The sequence below is a fragment of the Xanthomonas sp. NCPPB 3959 genome (genome assembly GCF_056675575.1).
This window is the reverse complement of record NZ_JBWWVR010000014.1, coordinates 103,730-119,002: the sequence shown is the minus strand read 5'-3', so window position 1 is coordinate 119,002 and position 15,273 is coordinate 103,730. Positions and strand designations below refer to the sequence as shown.

Genomic DNA, 15,273 nt, shown 5'->3' with positions numbered 1-15,273 from the left:
CGCTGCAATACGCTGCCGGGGCACGCACCCCCCCGCACTTGCTGAAAGTATCGTCCTTCGACTGACCCATAACGCAACAGCCCCGCGATTGCGGGGCTGTTGTGATCACTGCGCTGGCATCGCCCTGATATCAGTCGATATCAAGGAACGAACGCAGCTGCTCCGAACGGCTCGGGTGACGCAGTTTGCGCAACGCCTTGGCCTCTATCTGACGAATCCGCTCGCGGGTGACGTCGAACTGCTTGCCGACTTCTTCCAGCGTGTGATCGGTATTCATGTCGATACCGAAGCGCATCCGCAGCACCTTGGCTTCGCGCGGGGTCAGACCGGCCAACACATCACGCACCGTCTCGGAGAGATTGATGTTGGTGGTGTTGTCGATCGGGGACTCCACATTGGTGTCCTCGATGAAGTCGCCCAGATGCGAATCCTCGTCGTCGCCGATCGGGGTTTCCATCGAGATCGGCTCCTTGGCGATTTTCATCACCTTGCGGATCTTGTCCTCGGGCATGTCCATTTCCTTGGCCAGTTCCTCCGGCGTGGCCTCGCGGCCGAACTGCTGGAGCATCTGACGGGAAATGCGGTTCAACTTGTTGATCGTTTCGATCATGTGCACCGGAATACGGATGGTGCGCGCCTGATCGGCGATCGAACGGGTAATGGCCTGACGGATCCACCACGTTGCATACGTGGAGAACTTGTACCCGCGACGGTATTCGAACTTGTCCACCGCCTTCATCAGGCCGATGTTGCCTTCCTGGATCAGGTCGAGGAACTGCAGGCCACGATTGGTGTACTTCTTGGCGATGGAAATGACCAGACGCAGGTTGGCCTCGACCATTTCCTTCTTGGCCTTGCGTGCCTTGGCTTCGCCATAGGCCATCGCGCGGCTGATCTCCTTGATCTCGCCCAGGGTCAGGTAGTTGGCCTTCTCCATCTCGATCGAGCCTTGCTGCTCGGAGACGATCTGATCCTTGACATCGCGCAGCGCCGACGACCACTTCTGCTTGCGCTTGAGGGCGTCTTCCACCCATTCCAGGTTGGTCTGGTTGCCTTCCCAGGAACGGATGAAGTCCTTGCGCGGCATGCGTGCCACGGTGGTGGCCAGGTGCAGCACCTTGCGCTCGTGGTCCTTGATGCCGTTGACCACGCCACGCAGCTGGGTGACCAACGCGTCGGTCAGCGGCAGCGGCAGCTTGAGCGTGGTGAAGATGGCGGCCATGTCCTCGCGCGCCTTGACCACCAGCTTGTGCTCGGCGCCGTTCTTGGCATAGATCTTCTTGAACTTGGCGTATTCGTTGGCCAGGTTCTCCATGCGCGTTGCCACTTCCACCGGGTCCGGACCGGTCGGGCCGGCCTCTTCTTCGGCAGCGTCGTCGTCGCCATCCTCGGCATCGTCGTCGTCGGCAGCATCGTCTTCGGAGACGGCAACCGGGCCGGCGGCGGCAAGCGCCGCAGCAGCAGCGTCGGCTTCTTCAATCAGGTCGTTGAAGCCGACCACGATCTCGGCCAGACGCTTCTTGCCTTCTTTGTGCGCTTCGTAATCGGCCAGCAGCATCTCGGTCGACAGCGGGAACACGCCCAATGCTGCCTGGACCTGGCTCAGGCCCTCTTCAATGCGCTTGGCGATGGCGATTTCGCCTTCGCGGGTCAGCAGCTCGACCGTGCCCATTTCGCGCATGTACATGCGCACCGGGTCGGTGGTACGGCCACCTTCGGTGTCGAGCGCGGTCAGCGCGGCGGCGGCTTCTTCGGCGGCGGTATCGTCAACCTCGCGGTTGCCGGTGTTGCCATCGTTGAGCAACAGGGTTTCAGCATCGGGCGCAACTTCATGGACATCGATGCCCATGCCGTTGATCATGCTGATGATGTCTTCGATCTGCTCCGGGTCGACCAGGTCGTCGGGCAGATGGTCATTGACTTCGGCGTAGGTCAGATAGCCCTGTTCCAGGCCCTTGCTGATCAGTAGCTTGATGTCGGATTGCTGGGCAGGACGTTCGTTGGCCATGGATGCTCGCGCCACCGGCTTTGAGATTGGAAAGAGGACCTAGCATTATACCAGCGTGAAGCCCCGTCTGCCGGATTCAAGACGAGACCGCTGGTGTAGCGCTGGCTAGGGCCTGAGAAGGAAGGTCACCGGGCCATCGTTGACCAGGTCGACAACCATATGGGCACCGAAACGCCCGGTTTCCACCCCGCCGCGATGTTTTTCGCGGCAGATCGCCACCAATTGATTGAACGCCCGTTCAGCCTCCAGCGGTGGTGCGGCTGTACTGAAGCCGGGCCGGGTGCCGGAGCTGGTGTCTGCAACCAGGGTGAACTGGCTGACCAGCAGCAGCCCGCCCGCGGTCTCGGTGAGTGAGCGGTTCATCTTGCCGGCGTCGTCGGCGAAGACGCGATAGCCGAGCAGGCGTTCGGCCAGGCGCCGGATCTGCGCATCGCTGTCGCCGGGTTCGACCCCGACCAGGGCCAACAGCCCGGGACCGATCTGACCGACGCGCTCTGCATCGACAGTGACGCAGGCCCGGGTGACGCGTTGGATCAGTGCAAGCATGGGCATTGTGGTTGAGCAAACTGTGTCGCGCAGCATGCCCAGCACTGCCCGTACTGTCACGCGCGGGCCTTCGGCGACCGCGCTGTTTAGAATTACGTCGATGAAACCTGATGCTCGCGCTCGCCTGCTCTACGCCACCGCCGCCACCGTGGGTCGCCTGCCGTGGCCGCTGCTCAAACGTGTGGCCGATACGCTGGCCTGGAGCTGGCGCAAACTCGATGCGCGCGAGAGCCGCGTGGCACGTCGCAACCTGGAGTTGGCGTACCCGGAACTGGATGCCGGCCAGCGCGCGCAGCTGCATGCGCAGGTGCTGCGTTCGACCGCGCGGCAGACACTGGAAGTGCTGCGCACCTGGACCCGCCCGCCGGCCGAGAACCTGGCACGCCTGCAACGCAATGGCCAGGAGCTCTACGACGCAGCGCTGGCCTCCGGACGCGGGGTGATCGTGGCAGCACCGCACTTCGGTAACTGGGAACTGCTCAACCAGTGGCTGTCCGAACGCGGGCCGATCGCGATCGTGTACCGCCCGCCGGAGTCGGACACGGTGGACGGCTTCCTGCAACTGGCCCGCGGCGGCGACAACGTGCGTCAGGTGCGTGCCGAAGGCCCGGCGGTGCGGCAGTTGTTCAAGGTGCTCAAGGACGGCGGCGCGGTCGGCATCCTGCCCGACCAGCAACCGAAGATGGGCGATGGCGTCTTTGCGCCGTTCTTCGGCATTCCGGCCTTGACCATGACCCTGGTCAACCGGCTTGCCGAACGTACCGGCGCGATCGTGCTGTACGGCTGGTGCGAACGCGCCGGTGGCGATCTGCAGTTCGCGCTGCATGTGCAGCCGTCCGACCCGGCGGTGGCCGATGCAGACCCGGTGCGCGCGGCCAGCGCGCTCAATGCAGGCATCGAACAGATCGCCCGGCGCGACCCGGCGCAATACCAGTGGACCTACAAGCGCTACACGCTGCGCCCGCCAGGCAGCGGCGAGGCCAATCCGTATGCGACCGAGCGGCATCCGCACTAGATTGGCCAGCACACCGACGGCACGGCTACGTTTTGCTAGCCGCTCCTGGCTGCAGATCCTGTGCAACAGATCCCGTGCAACGCTGCGTTGACACGCAGCGCATTCCGATCGCCTCCATCGCAGACAGGCACTGGGTGAGGCCGCGTCGCAGTAACTCGCTACATCGCCCGACCGCTCAGCCCGGCTCAAACAAGGGTGCGAACAGAGCGCGGCACGCCGTGTCGGCGCCAGGCAGCACTATTCAATCGTCGTGTGGATCGGCCGGTGTGGCCAGAATGCGCTGATAGAACGCCAGATCCAGCCAACGCCCGAACTTGAAACCGGCCTCGCGCACCGTGCCGGCGTGGGTGAAGCCGAATTGTTCGTGCAAGGCGATGCTGGCCTGATTGCTGGCATCGATGCCGCCGACCAGTACATGCACACCGCGCTCCTGCGCCGCGGCGATCAAGGCCTGCAGCAGCGTGCGCCCCAGCCCTTTGCCGCGATGGTCGCGATGCACGTAGATCGAATGCTCCACGCTGTACTTGAACGCCGGCCAGGCGCGGAACGTGCCGTAGCTGGCAAAGCCCATCAAGGTGCCGTCGGTGTCTTCCACACCAATCACCGGAAAGCCGCCCGCCAGCTTGGTCGCAAACCAGCCGACCATGCTCTCCGGTGGCCGTGGCTTGTAGTCGTACAGCGCGGTCGAGTTGGCGATGGCATCGTTGAAGATGTCCAGGATGGCGCTGGCGTGGCGGGCTTCGCTGCAGTCGATAAGAGACATGGGGTCCTAGGCGGGCAGAGGGTCTTGGGATTAAAAAGCATTGCCGGGCGATGAACAACGCGACCGGCATGCAACCAATCGGCGCCTGCTGCGCCACCCAATCTGCATCCGCTGGATGCAGCGTTCCACAGCGCCGTGGCGACCGGGCGTTGCGAACCACGCGACAATGGCGTCACGCGACCACCCAGTGGCTGCGGCGGCGTCCGCCTTGAAGCGGCCGTGGCAATCCCCATCTGGAGTCGTGCATGAGCAGCCCCGTCCTCTCCCCCAGCGCACACGCCTTCGGTGATCCGGCGGCGATCCGCTGTGAGCGCGCCGCCTCCGAACTGCGATCCGGCCGCCCGGTGCTGCTGACGGCTGCCAACGGGCAGGCGCGCGCGGTGCTGGCGTTGGACAGCAGCACCGCGCAGTCGTATGCGGCCTTCGCGCGTGCGGCGCAGGGGCGTCACTATCTGTTCGTCACCCCGACCCGCGCCCAGGTACTGGGCTTGAGCGCGCCGCAGGGCGCGCGCGTGGCGCTGATCGAACACAGCTACGACCAGCTTGCCGCGCTGGCTTATCTGCGCGACACGCCGGTACCGACGCAGTGGACACCCGGCGATGCGCTTGACGCAGGCGCAGTGGAGATCGCGCGTCTGGGGCTATTGCTGCCGGCGATGCTGGCGGTAGACCTGCGCGACGCGGACGACCTGGCTGCCTTCGCCGGCTGCCAGTCACTGGCGTTGGACGACCTGGGCGCCGGCTGCGCCAAATCCGCCGCCGCCGGCTACGAGCTGGTCACGCGTACGCCGGTGCCGTTGCGCGGCCTGGGCATGAGCGAATTCGTGGTGTTTCGAGGCGGGGTGGCGCAGCGCGACCAGGTGGCGATCGTGGTCGGCCAGCCCGACCTCTCGGCTGCGGTGCCAGTACGCGTGCATTCCTCGTGCCTGACCGGCGATCTGTTCGGCTCGCTCAAATGCGATTGCGGCGACCAGCTGCGGCACGGCCTGGCCAAGCTGAAAGACCTCGGCGGCGGCGTGCTGCTGTATCTGGACCAGGAAGGCCGCGGCACCGGCATCGCTGCCAAGATGCGCGCTTACGGCTATCAACATGCCGGCCTGGATACCATCGATGCCGACGCGCAACTGGGCTTCGGCCCGGACGAGCGTCGCTACGGCAGCGCGGTGGCAATGCTGCGCGGCCTGGGCATCGGCCGGATCCGGCTGTTGACCAACAACCCCGCCAAGGCCGAACGCCTGCGCGCGGCCGGCATCAGCGTCGAAGACCGCATCCCGGTCACCGGCGACATCACCCCCGAAAACGAGCAATACCTGCGCACCAAGGCCGCCCGTGCCGGCCACGCGCTGGATGTGGATGCGCTGATTCTGGCCGCTCAGTAAGCACGGCCTGCGCCGGATGCGCCCGCCCTCGGCGCCCGGCTATGCTTGCGCACCGCTTCTGCAGGCCAGCCTAGTGCACGACGTTCCACCGCCGCACCCCGATGTCATCGTCCAGCCTGCTCCAGCAGAGACTCAGGCCGTGGACCACGCACAGTGGCAGGCGCTACCGCAGCGTGGCGCCTATGTGGCCGGGGTGAATGGCGCACTGGGCGGCGGATTCGCCGGGCTGATTGCCGCTGGCGTGATGGCCACCGCGCTGCACGCCTGGGGTTACTGGCCGGTGGTGCTGGGCGTGACGTTGATAGCCGCTGCACTGAGTGCCTGGTTTGCAGTCAAACGGCATCGGCTCACCCATTGGAAGCTCGACCAGCACGGCCTGGCGCTGCAACGCGGCCACCTGTGGCAGAGCGACACACGGATTCCGATCTCGCGCGTGCAGCATGTGGATCTGCGCCGCGGCCCGATCGAGCGCGCCACGCGCCTGACCACACTGGTGGTGCACACCGCCGGCAGCCGGCTCAATGCAGTGGCGTTGTCCGGCCTGGATCAGGACGATGCCGAGCGGTTGCGCGACCGCCTCGCGCGCCAGCTCGATCACGACGACGACGCGCTGTGAGCGCGATCGAACATCCCGGCGACGCCGAACAGCGCCTGCATCCGCTGTCGTGGATGTTCGTGCTGCTGCAGCAGATCCGCCAGTTCCTGATTCCGCTGGCCGCGCTCGTGTTGTTCGGCAGCCGCGACGGCAGCCGCGATTTTGCCGACCACATCGCCACCGGCGTGGTGATCGCGGTGCTGGTGGCGATTTCGGTGCTGCGCTACTTCACCTACCGCTACCGCATCGGCACCGACGGCGTGGCCATTCGCAGCGGCCTGCTGGAACGCAGCCGGCGCGACATCCCGTTCGCGCGTATCCACAACGTGGTGGTGCATCAATCGCTGCTGCACCGGCTGGCCGGCGTGGCCGAAGTGCGGCTGGAATCGGCCGGTGGCCACAAACCCGAAGCGGAAATGCGCGTGCTGCGGCTGGATCAGGCACTGGCGCTGGAAGACCTGATCCGTCGCCGCGCGCACCACACCGATGCCGCCGCGCCGCAGCTCGACAACAACAGCAACACGCTACTGCGCCTGCCGATGGGCGAAGTGATCCGGCTGGGGCTGATTTCCAATCGCGGCATGGTGGTGGTGGCAGCCAGTTTCGGTGTGATCTACCAGATGATTCCGCGCCGCACGGTGTCCAACTTCGTCGAACACAATGGCGAGCTGGCGTATCGCTATGTCAGCCAGATCCATCCGGGCACGGCAGTCACCGCTGCGCTGGTGCTGATCGGCTTTTTAGCGGTCTTACTCGCAATGCGCGCGCTCTCTGTGGCCTTGGCGGTGGCGCAATACCATGGCTTTCATCTCAGTGAATCCGAGCGCCGTCTCACCGTGGAGCGCGGCCTGCTGACGCGCGTCCGCAGCAGCGTGGCGTTGCGGCGGATCCAGTCGTGGACGCTGTACGAAAGCCGCCTGCATCGCCTGTTCGGCCGGCGCCAGTTGCGCGTGGACACTGCCGTGGCAGGCACTGGCGATAACGAAGGCAGCGCGTTGAAGGAACTCGCGCCGATCGCCGACCCGCAGCGCTGCGATGCCTTATTGCAGCGCCTGCTGCCCGGTGCTGCCTGGCCGCCTGCGCAGTGGCAGTCGATCGCCACGCATTGCTGGTGGCGGCTGAGCCTGCCCACGTTGCTGTTGCTGCTGCCGCTGATGGCCGGCCTGGCCTGGCAATTCGGCAATCAGGCGGCGTGGGTGTTGCTGTGGTTGCCCTGGAGTGCGTTCAAGGCGTATCGCCAGGTGCAACGCATGGGCTATGCGCTGGATGCGCGGTATGTGGCCGTGCGCGGTGGCTGGTGGAAGCGTTGGTGGCGGCTGGCCGAACTAGACAAGCTGCAGGCGCTGCAACTGCAACGCTCGCCGCTGGATCGGTTGTCCGGCACCGCCACGCTCTGGCTGGACACCGCCGGCGCCAGCGCAACCGGCCCGGCGTTACGCCTGCGCTTTGTGCCGTTGGCGCAGGCGCAGCAGCTGCAGGCACAACTCGGTGCGGCGTTGACGCGGCGCAAGTTGCGCTGGTGATTGGGGATTGGGGATTGGCAGGTCGGATCAACACCGCTGATCGGCGGCAACATCGCGTCACCGGGCAACCACACCAGCAATCAACGCTGCGCCGGACCCCAATACCCGAGTTCGCGCCGAATCTGCAGCCCGCGCCATAGCGCACCCAACGGCTTGCGTCGCAACGGGCCGAGCTTGCCGGCGATGAAGTCCTCGGTCGCGGCAATCACCCGCGCCGACGACTGCCCATCGCGATATGGATGGATCGCGTCGGCATACCTGGCCAGCGCGCTACGCAGCGCCGCATCCGGCGCCAGCGCGCGCGCCAGTTGCTGCGGCAGTTGATCGGGCTGCTGAAAGTCGAGCATATGCGGCTGCGGCACGCGGTTACGAAAAGTCACCACCGGTTTGTGCTGCACCACGAATTCGGACACGATCGATGAGGTGTCCGACACCAGCACATCGGCCGCACGCTGCGCGGCCATGACCTCTTCGGGTTCGACGAAGCGGGCATTCGGCCCGGCCAGCGCGCGATAGCGATCAAACAGTTCTGGCGCGCACTTGGGATGCAAGGTCAGCAGCCAATAATGCGTACCGCGCGCGATATCGGCGGCGATCTCAGCATAGAGCGCAGGCGCAGCGCTCAAGCGCTCGGTAAACGTGGAGCCGAACAGGATCACAGGCCGCCCGTTGGCTGGCGCGCGCAACGCGGCGCTGCGTCCGCCATCGTCGCGGAACACCGGGTCGAGCTTCGGCCAGCCGGTTTCGACCACTGCAAAATGCCCTTCGCGCGTGGCCAATGCACGAAACGGTGCCGTGGTGGCCGGACCTTGCGTGCAGTACAGATCGAACAGACCGCGCACGCGGAAATGGCCGCGATTGTCTTCGCGCTTTTGCACGTTGAAGCCATGGAAGAGCTGCACCTTGGCGCCGGAGATAAACGGCGGCACCCAGTTGGCTGCGCTGAACACCGCACGCGGACGCAGCGCCAGCGCCTCGCGCAGGCCGACCTCGCGCACACCCGGCAAGGCCAGCCCACGCGCACCGCCCTCGAACCAGGCCGACACGGAGTGGCCGCGGGTCTGTAATGCCTGCGCCAATGGCGCCAGAATAGGCAACGCGTAACGCTCCGTTGCGAACAGCAGGTACTCGGCCATCACATGTCCTCTTTGACCGCACCCGACGAACGGCCGCGCATCAGCGCCTGCATTATCGCGTTCAACGAGGCCGATCGCCTACGCGACTGTCTGAGCTCGCTGGCGTTCTGCGACGAGATCGTGGTGGTGGACTCCGGCTCCACCGACGCCACCGTGGCGCTGGCCACTGCGCTTGGCGCACGCGTGTTGCAACGCGACTTCGACGGCTATCGCAGCCAGAAGGCGTATTGCGTCGAACAGGCCAGCCACGACTGGGTGCTGTGCCTGGATGCCGACGAACGCATCAGCGATGCCTTGCGCAGCTCGATCATCGCCGCGCGCGATGCGGGCTTCACCGAGGCGGCCGGCTATCGCTTCGCGCGGCTGTCGGATTACTTCGGCCGCTTTCTGCGCCATGGCAATGCCTATCCGGATCGTGTGCTGCGCCTGTTCGATCGCCGGCGTGGCGGCTGGCGCGGCAAGCGCGAGATCCACGAAGCGGCGAGTGTGGATGGAACCGTCGTCACCCTGCCCGGCGATCTGATTCATTACCCGTATCGCTCACTGGCGCAGCAGCTGGCCAAGACCCAGCGCTATGCGCAGATGATGGCCGAGCACGAGTACGCACGCGGCAAACGCGCGACCTGGAGCAAGCTGGTGCTGGCGCCGGCCTGGCGTTTCTGGCGCGGCTATCTGCTGCGTGGCGGTTTTCGCGATGGCTGGCACGGGCTGATCTACGCCTATGTGCGTGCCAACTACGTGCGCCAGAAGACCATCATGTTGTGGCTGCTACAGCACAACCAACCGGTGCAGGACCCGCCGCGCGCGGACGATCAACGCAGCGACTGAGATGTAGCCTGCTGCGCCTGACGCGCTGCCAGGCCAGCCAGCACACCGACCATCGCCGTGTAGAAACTCGCCGAGACCTGATGCGCGAACATCGATTGGGTCAATCCACATAGCGCGTAGCTGATCACGATCATCACGCCGGCCGCTGCCGGCCCGCGAAACTGGCGCTGCCCGCTGCGCCGATGCAGTCGCACGAAGATCCACAGCGGCACGCCATACACCGCGATCAACAACAACAGGCCCGGAACGCCCTGCGTGGCGCCCCATTCGGCCAGATCGTTATGCGCGTGACCCAGATGACAACGCAGCAACCAGGTATCGCCGGCACACACCGGCAACTCGCGCATCGCATCGTCGAAACGCCCGACGCCCACGCCGGTGAGCGGATGCGCGCGCAAGGTATCCCAGGCCACATGCAGCCGCTCGATACGGGCGCCGGCAGACGAATCGCTGTCACCGACCTCGTAGCGTTGCAAATCTCGCTGCAATTCACCCAGACGCATTTGATCGGTCAAGGCCGGCACGCTGACGATCACGCCCACTGCCAGCACGCCGCTACCGATGAAAGCCAGCAAACGCATGCGCGGGCTATGCCAGGCCGCGCCCCAGATCAGCACACCCAGGGTCACCAGCAACGACAGGTACACACCACGGCTGCCACTGAGCACGATGACCACCACCGCAGCGATGGCCGCGCCAACCAGCCAGCGCACGTTGCCGACCGGGCGACAGAACACCGCCACCACCAGCAGCATCAACGTGATATCGGCGAACACAATCGCGTTGGTAAAGCCTTCCGCGCGGTCGGCACCGTTCATCACCTGCAACAAGGCGATCAACATGGCTGCGAACACGCCGGCCAGTGCACCGCGCCACAACCAGACCTGGCGCGGTTGCAGCGCGTACGCCCACAACGCAGCCCACGGCAGCACCAGAAAGCGCGAGCGGTTATCGACGTCGCGCAGCCCATGTTCGAACAGGGCGATCGACAGCAGCGACATCGCGATGACTGCCGCCGTCAGCCAGCCCAGCGCACGTAGCGACCCATCGCGCGTGACGATGCCCGCACGCAGGTTGCGCCAACCCACCAGCGAACCGAGCAGCAGGCACACGCCGAACGGCAGCAGGCCGCTCGGCATGCTGACCACCAGCGCGGTCATCAGGAACACGCCCAGTTCGGCGATGCGCACGCCTGCCCGCGATGCGATGGGGGCAGTCTGCGACAGCGAAGCGGGTTGAGTGGGCAAGGAATTCATCGAGCATCGGTGGCAAAAGGGAGGCTAAAGCGGGCAACACGCAGCGGCAACGCCGGCCAAGCTAACGATGCCCCGCATGAATCGTCGCTAGACAGCGGCCAGCGGCGGCATTGACGCGGCGCAAATCGCGCCAGGAAGGTGTGCTCGGCGCCCTCATTCGGTCTCCAGGTTGCCCTGCTCCTGCGCTTCCACCGCCCGCTCGTTGGAGCTCGCCACGCAGCTGCCGCGCACCGCATCGGCCGGCACCAGCCACCAGCGACGACGGTTGGCAACCCCCACCAATTGGCTGCGACTGCGATCCACGCAGGCCAGCAACGCCGTCTCCTGTACCAACAGCCAGCGTTGCGCAGGCTGCTCTGCCTGCCAGGTCACCCCGCGTTGCAGCTGTTGTTCCCACGGCACCTTGAAGCCGAAGGTCTGCGCGGGGCGGTCGGCCATCAGCAGGTTCTGCTCTTTCCAGGCCACCAGCCCGAGCTGCGCATCTACCCCGATCCGGCGCCCGGCTTCGCGCATCACCGCGCCCGACGAGCTGGAATCGTTGAAGATGGGGTAGCAGACCAGCCCGAACGCCACCCACCACGCCCCCAGCAGCGAGGCGACCGCAAGCGCGGAGCGACGCATCCGCAGCAACAGCAGGCTGGCCACGCCCCACACCCCCACCGCCAGCAACAGCCAGCCGAGCGGGTCGGTCGCCTCGCTACCGACTCCGCGGCTGTCCATGATCTTCTGCTCGAAGCCCGGATGCCCGATCAGCATCGCCACCCCGCCAACACTGAAGACCAGCGTCAGCAGCAGCGCGAATCCGAACAACATGCGTTGCACCCCGGCCCGGCGCAACAGCCCCGCCGCCAACGGCGCCAGCGCCAGGCAGAACATCGGCAGCGCCGGCAGGATGTAGACATCGCGCTTGCCGCTGGGAATGGTGAAGAACACCAGCACCAACAGCCACCACGCCAGCGGCAGCAGATAGCGCGGATCGCGGCGCTTGAGCCGGCGCCGCCAGGCCGGGATCGCCCATGGCAGCAGCAGGATGGTCGGCAGCCACATCGTGGCCATGCCCTTCAAGTGGTACCAGACCGGTTGCGCGTGGTCCCAGGAACTGGCGTAGCGCTTTGCGGTCTGGCGCAGCAGGATGTCGTTGAGATACACGCGGTATTCGGGCTGGCCGGCGGTCAGCGCGGTCACCATCATCGGCACGAACCACAGCAGGATCGCGACAAAGAAGAACAGCGGCCCCAGCCAGAAGCGCCGATCGCGCACATGCACGCGTACGCCAGGCCAACCGCGCGCCGACGCAATGCCGGCCGGGATCAGCATCAGCAAGGCGATCACGCCAACGCCTTTGGTGATCACGCCCAGCCCGGCGGCGAACCAGCCCAGCGTCCACCAGCGCCAGGCCGGGCCCATCAGCAGATGGCGCAACAGCCCGTAATTGGCCAGGGTGATCCAGAACACCACCAGCGGGTCGATCTGCGCCTTCTTGGCCTGGAAGGTGAAGTGCAACGTGAACAGCAGCATCCAGGCCGCATACAGGCCGACGCGCCGGGTCCACAGCCGCCGCCCCAGGTCGTACACGCAGGCCAGCGTGCCCAGGGCTGCCAGCAGCGACGGCAGCAGGAACGCCACCCGCCAATTGCCCAGCAGCGTGTAGAACAGCGCCTGCAGCCACATCAGCATCGGCGGCTTGTCCGAGTACAGCTCGTTGCCGCGATGCGGGAACAGCCAGTCGCCGCTCAGCACCATCTGCTTGGCGACCAGCGCAAAACGCGGCTCGTCCGCCGGCCAAGGGTCACGCAATCCCAGCCCGGCACCGATGACCAATACAGCGGTGATGGCCAGCAGCCAGAAATCGGTGGAAGCACGGGTCTTGAGCATGGCCGGCGGCAGTGGGAAACAGGAGGGAACGCCGACTCGGCGCGCGATCAGGAGGTTTTTAGCAAAAGCGCGTAGAAAAATCCGTCGCAGTGCTGCTCGCCTGGAAACCGCTGGCGCCCCGGCCCTGCCGCATGACCAAACTGCGCACCCAACGGCTGTGCCTGGGCATCAGGGGTGCGTTGCAAAAGCGCCTCCACCTGGGCCTGGTTCTCACGCGCGAGCAAGGAGCAGGTGGTGTAAAGCAACTGCCCGCCCGGACGCAGCGTGCGCCAGGTCGCATCGAGCAAGCGTGCCTGCAAGGCGCACACCGCATCGATATCGTCGGCGCGGCGATGCAGCAGCACATCCGGTTGACGGCGCACCACGCCGGTGGCCGAACACGGCGCATCCAGCAGCACCGCATCGAACGGCTGCCCGTCCCACCACGCGGCGGGATCGGCGGCGTCGGCCGCATGCAGCGCAACCTGCGCGCCCGGCACGGTGCGCTGCAGGGTCTGCTGCACGCGTTCCAGCCGGCGCGCATCCACATCCAGTGCAGTGAGCTGCAGGCCGGGATGACGTTCCAGCAGGTGCGCCGCCTTGCCACCAGGCGCGGCGCAGGCATCGAGCACACGCGCGGACGCGGCCAACTGCAATGCATCGGCCACCTGCTGCGCAGAGCCGTCCTGCACCGAGACCTCGCCTTCGGCAAAGCCCGGCAATTGACTCACCGGCAGCGCACTGTGCAAGCGCACCGCATCCGGCAACACCGCATCGATTTCGGCAGCGATGCCCAGTTCGGCCAGGCGCGCGACATACGCGGCCGGATCGGTGCGCCCGCGATGCACCCGCAGCCACATCGGCGCCATCAGCGCGCTTGCAACGAAGATATCTTCAGCGTGATCGCCCCAATCGGCGCGCAGCTGCTTGCGCAACCAGGACGGCCAACCGGCATCGGCAGACACTGCCGGGAAACCCTCGCGCTGCGCGCGCCGCAGGATCGCGTTGACCATGCCGGCCTGACGCGGCCGGCCCAGCGCACGGCACGCATCAACGGTGGCCGACAATGCCGCATGCGCGGGCAGTTGCAGCACGTCGAGCTGGGCGAAGCCGGTCATCAGCAACGCTTTCAGTTCGGCATCGCGCGGCGGCAACGGGCGCTCCAGCCACTGCCGCAGCGCTACGTCGTAGGCCGGGCGGCGGCGCAACACCGCAAAACAGATCGCCTCCACCAGCGCGCGGTCACGCGGATCGCTCAGGCCGGGCAAGCTCGCAGCCAGCTCGGCCTTGAGCGAGCGGCCCTGGTCGAACACCGCCGTCAGCACCCGCGCTGCGGCCAGACGCGAGGCAACGCCGGCAGTGGCGGCTTCCGTCGACATCAGGTCAGCGCCGGCAGATCGCGGCGCGCGTTGAGGTAGTCGGCGGCGGTGATCGCCTTGCCGCCCTCGCGCTGCAAGACGCGGACCCGCAACGCACCCGCACCGCAGGCGATATCGATGCCCTGCTTGCTGGCAGCGAGCAAGGTGCCCGGCGCCTGCCGATGTGCCAGCTCCAGCGCCACTGCGCCATGCAGGCGCACACGCTCACCGGCCAGCATCGCCTCGGCCACCGGCCACGGGTTGAACGCACGCACGCGCCGCGCCAGCTCCTGCGCCGGCTGCGCCCAGTCCAGCCGCGCCTGCGCCTTGTCCAGCTTGTGCGCGTAGGTCACACCCTCGGCCGGCTGCGGTTGCGCCACCGGGCGAACGCCGGCACGCAGCAACCCCAGCCCATCGGACAGCACCTGCGCACCCAGCACGGCGAGGCGGTCATGCAGCTGCCCGCCGGTCTCCTGCTCGCCGATCTCCAGACGTTGCGACAGCAGCACCGGGCCGGTATCCAGGCCCGCTTCCATCTGCATCAGGCACACGCCGGTTTCGGTATCGCCGGCCTCGATCGCACGCTGGATCGGCGCGGCGCCACGCCAGCGCGGCAGCAACGAGGCATGCACATTCCAGCAGCCGTAGGTCGGCGCGGCCAGCACTGCCTTGGGCAGGACCAAGCCGTAAGCCACCACCACCATTAGGTCGGCATCGAGCGCGCGCAGCGTCGCCAGGGCCTCGGGCGAGCGCAGCGTCTGCGGCTGAAACACCGGGATGCCGCGCGCAATCGCTTCCAGCTTGACCGGCGAGGCGGTCAGCCCACGGCCGCGGCCGGCAGGCCGATCCGGCTGGGTATAGACCGCCACCACTTCATGTCGCTGCGCGGCAGCGCGCAACGAGGCGACGGCAAAATCCGGCGTACCGGCGAAGATGATTTTCATTGGGCGGGGGATTCGGGAGTGGAAATTGGGGAGTCGCAGGGGCGGATTCGGCAATCGGTGAGAGAACC

13 protein-coding genes are annotated in these 15,273 nt (G+C 66.4%); 5 read left to right on the top strand and 8 right to left on the bottom strand.

Annotated features, from left to right (window positions below; translation table 11 throughout):
* Positions 1-130: 130 nt before the first annotated feature.
* Positions 131-2,008 (bottom strand): RNA polymerase sigma factor RpoD, encoded by a 1,878-nt coding sequence (gene rpoD, locus AC1KVG_RS16710; protein ID WP_055847682.1) that lies wholly within the window; start codon positions 2,006-2,008, stop codon positions 131-133.
* 105 nt (positions 2,009-2,113) lie between these two features.
* The gene (dtd, locus tag AC1KVG_RS16705) at positions 2,114-2,554 is read right to left on the bottom strand and encodes a D-aminoacyl-tRNA deacylase (RefSeq protein WP_268212929.1); all 441 of its coding nucleotides are present in this window, start codon (positions 2,552-2,554) and stop codon (positions 2,114-2,116) included.
* Here dtd and AC1KVG_RS16700 point away from each other — a divergent pair.
* Entirely contained in the window at positions 2,553-3,569 is a 1,017-nt protein-coding gene (locus AC1KVG_RS16700) for a lauroyl acyltransferase (protein WP_481095133.1), read from the top strand. The two genes, dtd and AC1KVG_RS16700, sit on opposite strands and share 2 nt — an antisense overlap.
* 241 nt (positions 3,570-3,810) lie before the next feature.
* Here AC1KVG_RS16700 and AC1KVG_RS16695 read toward each other — a convergent pair whose 3' ends face one another.
* Complete coding sequence (locus AC1KVG_RS16695) at positions 3,811-4,332, bottom strand: N-acetyltransferase family protein (RefSeq protein ID WP_481095132.1); 522 nt, start codon at positions 4,330-4,332, stop codon at positions 3,811-3,813.
* A gap of 245 nt (positions 4,333-4,577) precedes the next feature.
* Between AC1KVG_RS16695 and ribA the strand changes: the two genes are divergently transcribed.
* Genes ribA through AC1KVG_RS16680 form a run of 3 tightly spaced genes read left to right on the top strand, consistent with a single transcriptional unit; the run spans position 4,578 to position 7,829 of the window.
* The gene (gene ribA / locus AC1KVG_RS16690; RefSeq protein ID WP_481095131.1) at positions 4,578-5,711 is read left to right on the top strand and encodes a GTP cyclohydrolase II RibA; all 1,134 of its coding nucleotides are present in this window, start codon (positions 4,578-4,580) and stop codon (positions 5,709-5,711) included.
* A gap of 16 nt (positions 5,712-5,727) precedes the next feature.
* Positions 5,728-6,327 (top strand): PH domain-containing protein, encoded by a 600-nt coding sequence (locus tag AC1KVG_RS16685; RefSeq protein WP_481095130.1) that lies wholly within the window; start codon positions 5,728-5,730, stop codon positions 6,325-6,327.
* Entirely contained in the window at positions 6,324-7,829 is a 1,506-nt protein-coding gene (locus tag AC1KVG_RS16680) for a PH domain-containing protein (RefSeq protein ID WP_481095129.1), read from the top strand. The genes AC1KVG_RS16685 and AC1KVG_RS16680 overlap by 4 nt, the downstream gene beginning before the upstream one ends.
* Before the next feature lie 80 nt (positions 7,830-7,909).
* Here the strand turns inward: AC1KVG_RS16680 and AC1KVG_RS16675 are convergent, their stop codons facing one another.
* The gene (locus AC1KVG_RS16675) at positions 7,910-8,968 is read right to left on the bottom strand and encodes a CDP-glycerol glycerophosphotransferase family protein (RefSeq protein WP_481095128.1); all 1,059 of its coding nucleotides are present in this window, start codon (positions 8,966-8,968) and stop codon (positions 7,910-7,912) included.
* On the opposite strand from AC1KVG_RS16675, the gene AC1KVG_RS16670 reads away from it, so the two are divergent.
* On the top strand, positions 8,969-9,793 hold the full coding sequence (locus tag AC1KVG_RS16670; protein ID WP_023905378.1) for a glycosyltransferase family 2 protein: 825 nt from the start codon (positions 8,969-8,971) through the stop codon (positions 9,791-9,793).
* Here AC1KVG_RS16670 and AC1KVG_RS16665 read toward each other — a convergent pair.
* The 4 genes from AC1KVG_RS16665 to fmt all read right to left on the bottom strand — a co-directional run bounded on the left by AC1KVG_RS16665 (position 9,778) and on the right by fmt (position 15,205).
* Positions 9,778-11,049: an O-antigen ligase family protein gene (locus tag AC1KVG_RS16665; protein ID WP_481095127.1), complete on the bottom strand. Its 1,272-nt coding sequence runs from the start codon at positions 11,047-11,049 to the stop codon at positions 9,778-9,780. The genes AC1KVG_RS16670 and AC1KVG_RS16665 overlap by 16 nt on opposite strands.
* 153 nt (positions 11,050-11,202) lie before the next feature.
* Complete coding sequence (locus AC1KVG_RS16660; RefSeq protein ID WP_481095126.1) at positions 11,203-12,924, bottom strand: ArnT family glycosyltransferase; 1,722 nt, start codon at positions 12,922-12,924, stop codon at positions 11,203-11,205.
* Between the two features lie 47 nt (positions 12,925-12,971).
* Positions 12,972-14,282, bottom strand: a complete 1,311-nt coding sequence (gene rsmB / locus AC1KVG_RS16655) for a 16S rRNA (cytosine(967)-C(5))-methyltransferase RsmB (RefSeq protein WP_481095125.1) — start codon at positions 14,280-14,282, stop codon at positions 12,972-12,974.
* Positions 14,282-15,205, bottom strand: coding sequence for a methionyl-tRNA formyltransferase (gene fmt / locus AC1KVG_RS16650; protein ID WP_481095124.1), 924 nt, complete (start codon positions 15,203-15,205; stop codon positions 14,282-14,284). The genes rsmB and fmt overlap by 1 nt, the downstream gene beginning before the upstream one ends.
* Between the last annotated feature and the right edge of the window lie 68 nt (positions 15,206-15,273).

Coding starts and splice junctions, on each gene's coding strand:
- rpoD (WP_055847682.1), bottom strand. CDS start 2,008: ATGGCCAACGAACGTCCTGCCCAGCAATCCGACATCAAGCTACTGATC.
- AC1KVG_RS16700 (WP_481095133.1), top strand. CDS start 2,553: ATGGGCATTGTGGTTGAGCAAACTGTGTCGCGCAGCATGCCCAGCACT.
- dtd (WP_268212929.1), bottom strand. CDS start 2,554: ATGCTTGCACTGATCCAACGCGTCACCCGGGCCTGCGTCACTGTCGAT.
- AC1KVG_RS16695 (WP_481095132.1), bottom strand. CDS start 4,332: ATGTCTCTTATCGACTGCAGCGAAGCCCGCCACGCCAGCGCCATCCTG.
- ribA (WP_481095131.1), top strand. CDS start 4,578: ATGAGCAGCCCCGTCCTCTCCCCCAGCGCACACGCCTTCGGTGATCCG.
- AC1KVG_RS16685 (WP_481095130.1), top strand. CDS start 5,728: ATGCGCCCGCCCTCGGCGCCCGGCTATGCTTGCGCACCGCTTCTGCAG.
- AC1KVG_RS16670 (WP_023905378.1), top strand. CDS start 8,969: ATGTCCTCTTTGACCGCACCCGACGAACGGCCGCGCATCAGCGCCTGC.
- AC1KVG_RS16665 (WP_481095127.1), bottom strand. CDS start 11,049: ATGAATTCCTTGCCCACTCAACCCGCTTCGCTGTCGCAGACTGCCCCC.
- AC1KVG_RS16660 (WP_481095126.1), bottom strand. CDS start 12,924: ATGCTCAAGACCCGTGCTTCCACCGATTTCTGGCTGCTGGCCATCACC.
- rsmB (WP_481095125.1), bottom strand. CDS start 14,282: ATGTCGACGGAAGCCGCCACTGCCGGCGTTGCCTCGCGTCTGGCCGCA.
- fmt (WP_481095124.1), bottom strand. CDS start 15,205: ATGAAAATCATCTTCGCCGGTACGCCGGATTTTGCCGTCGCCTCGTTG.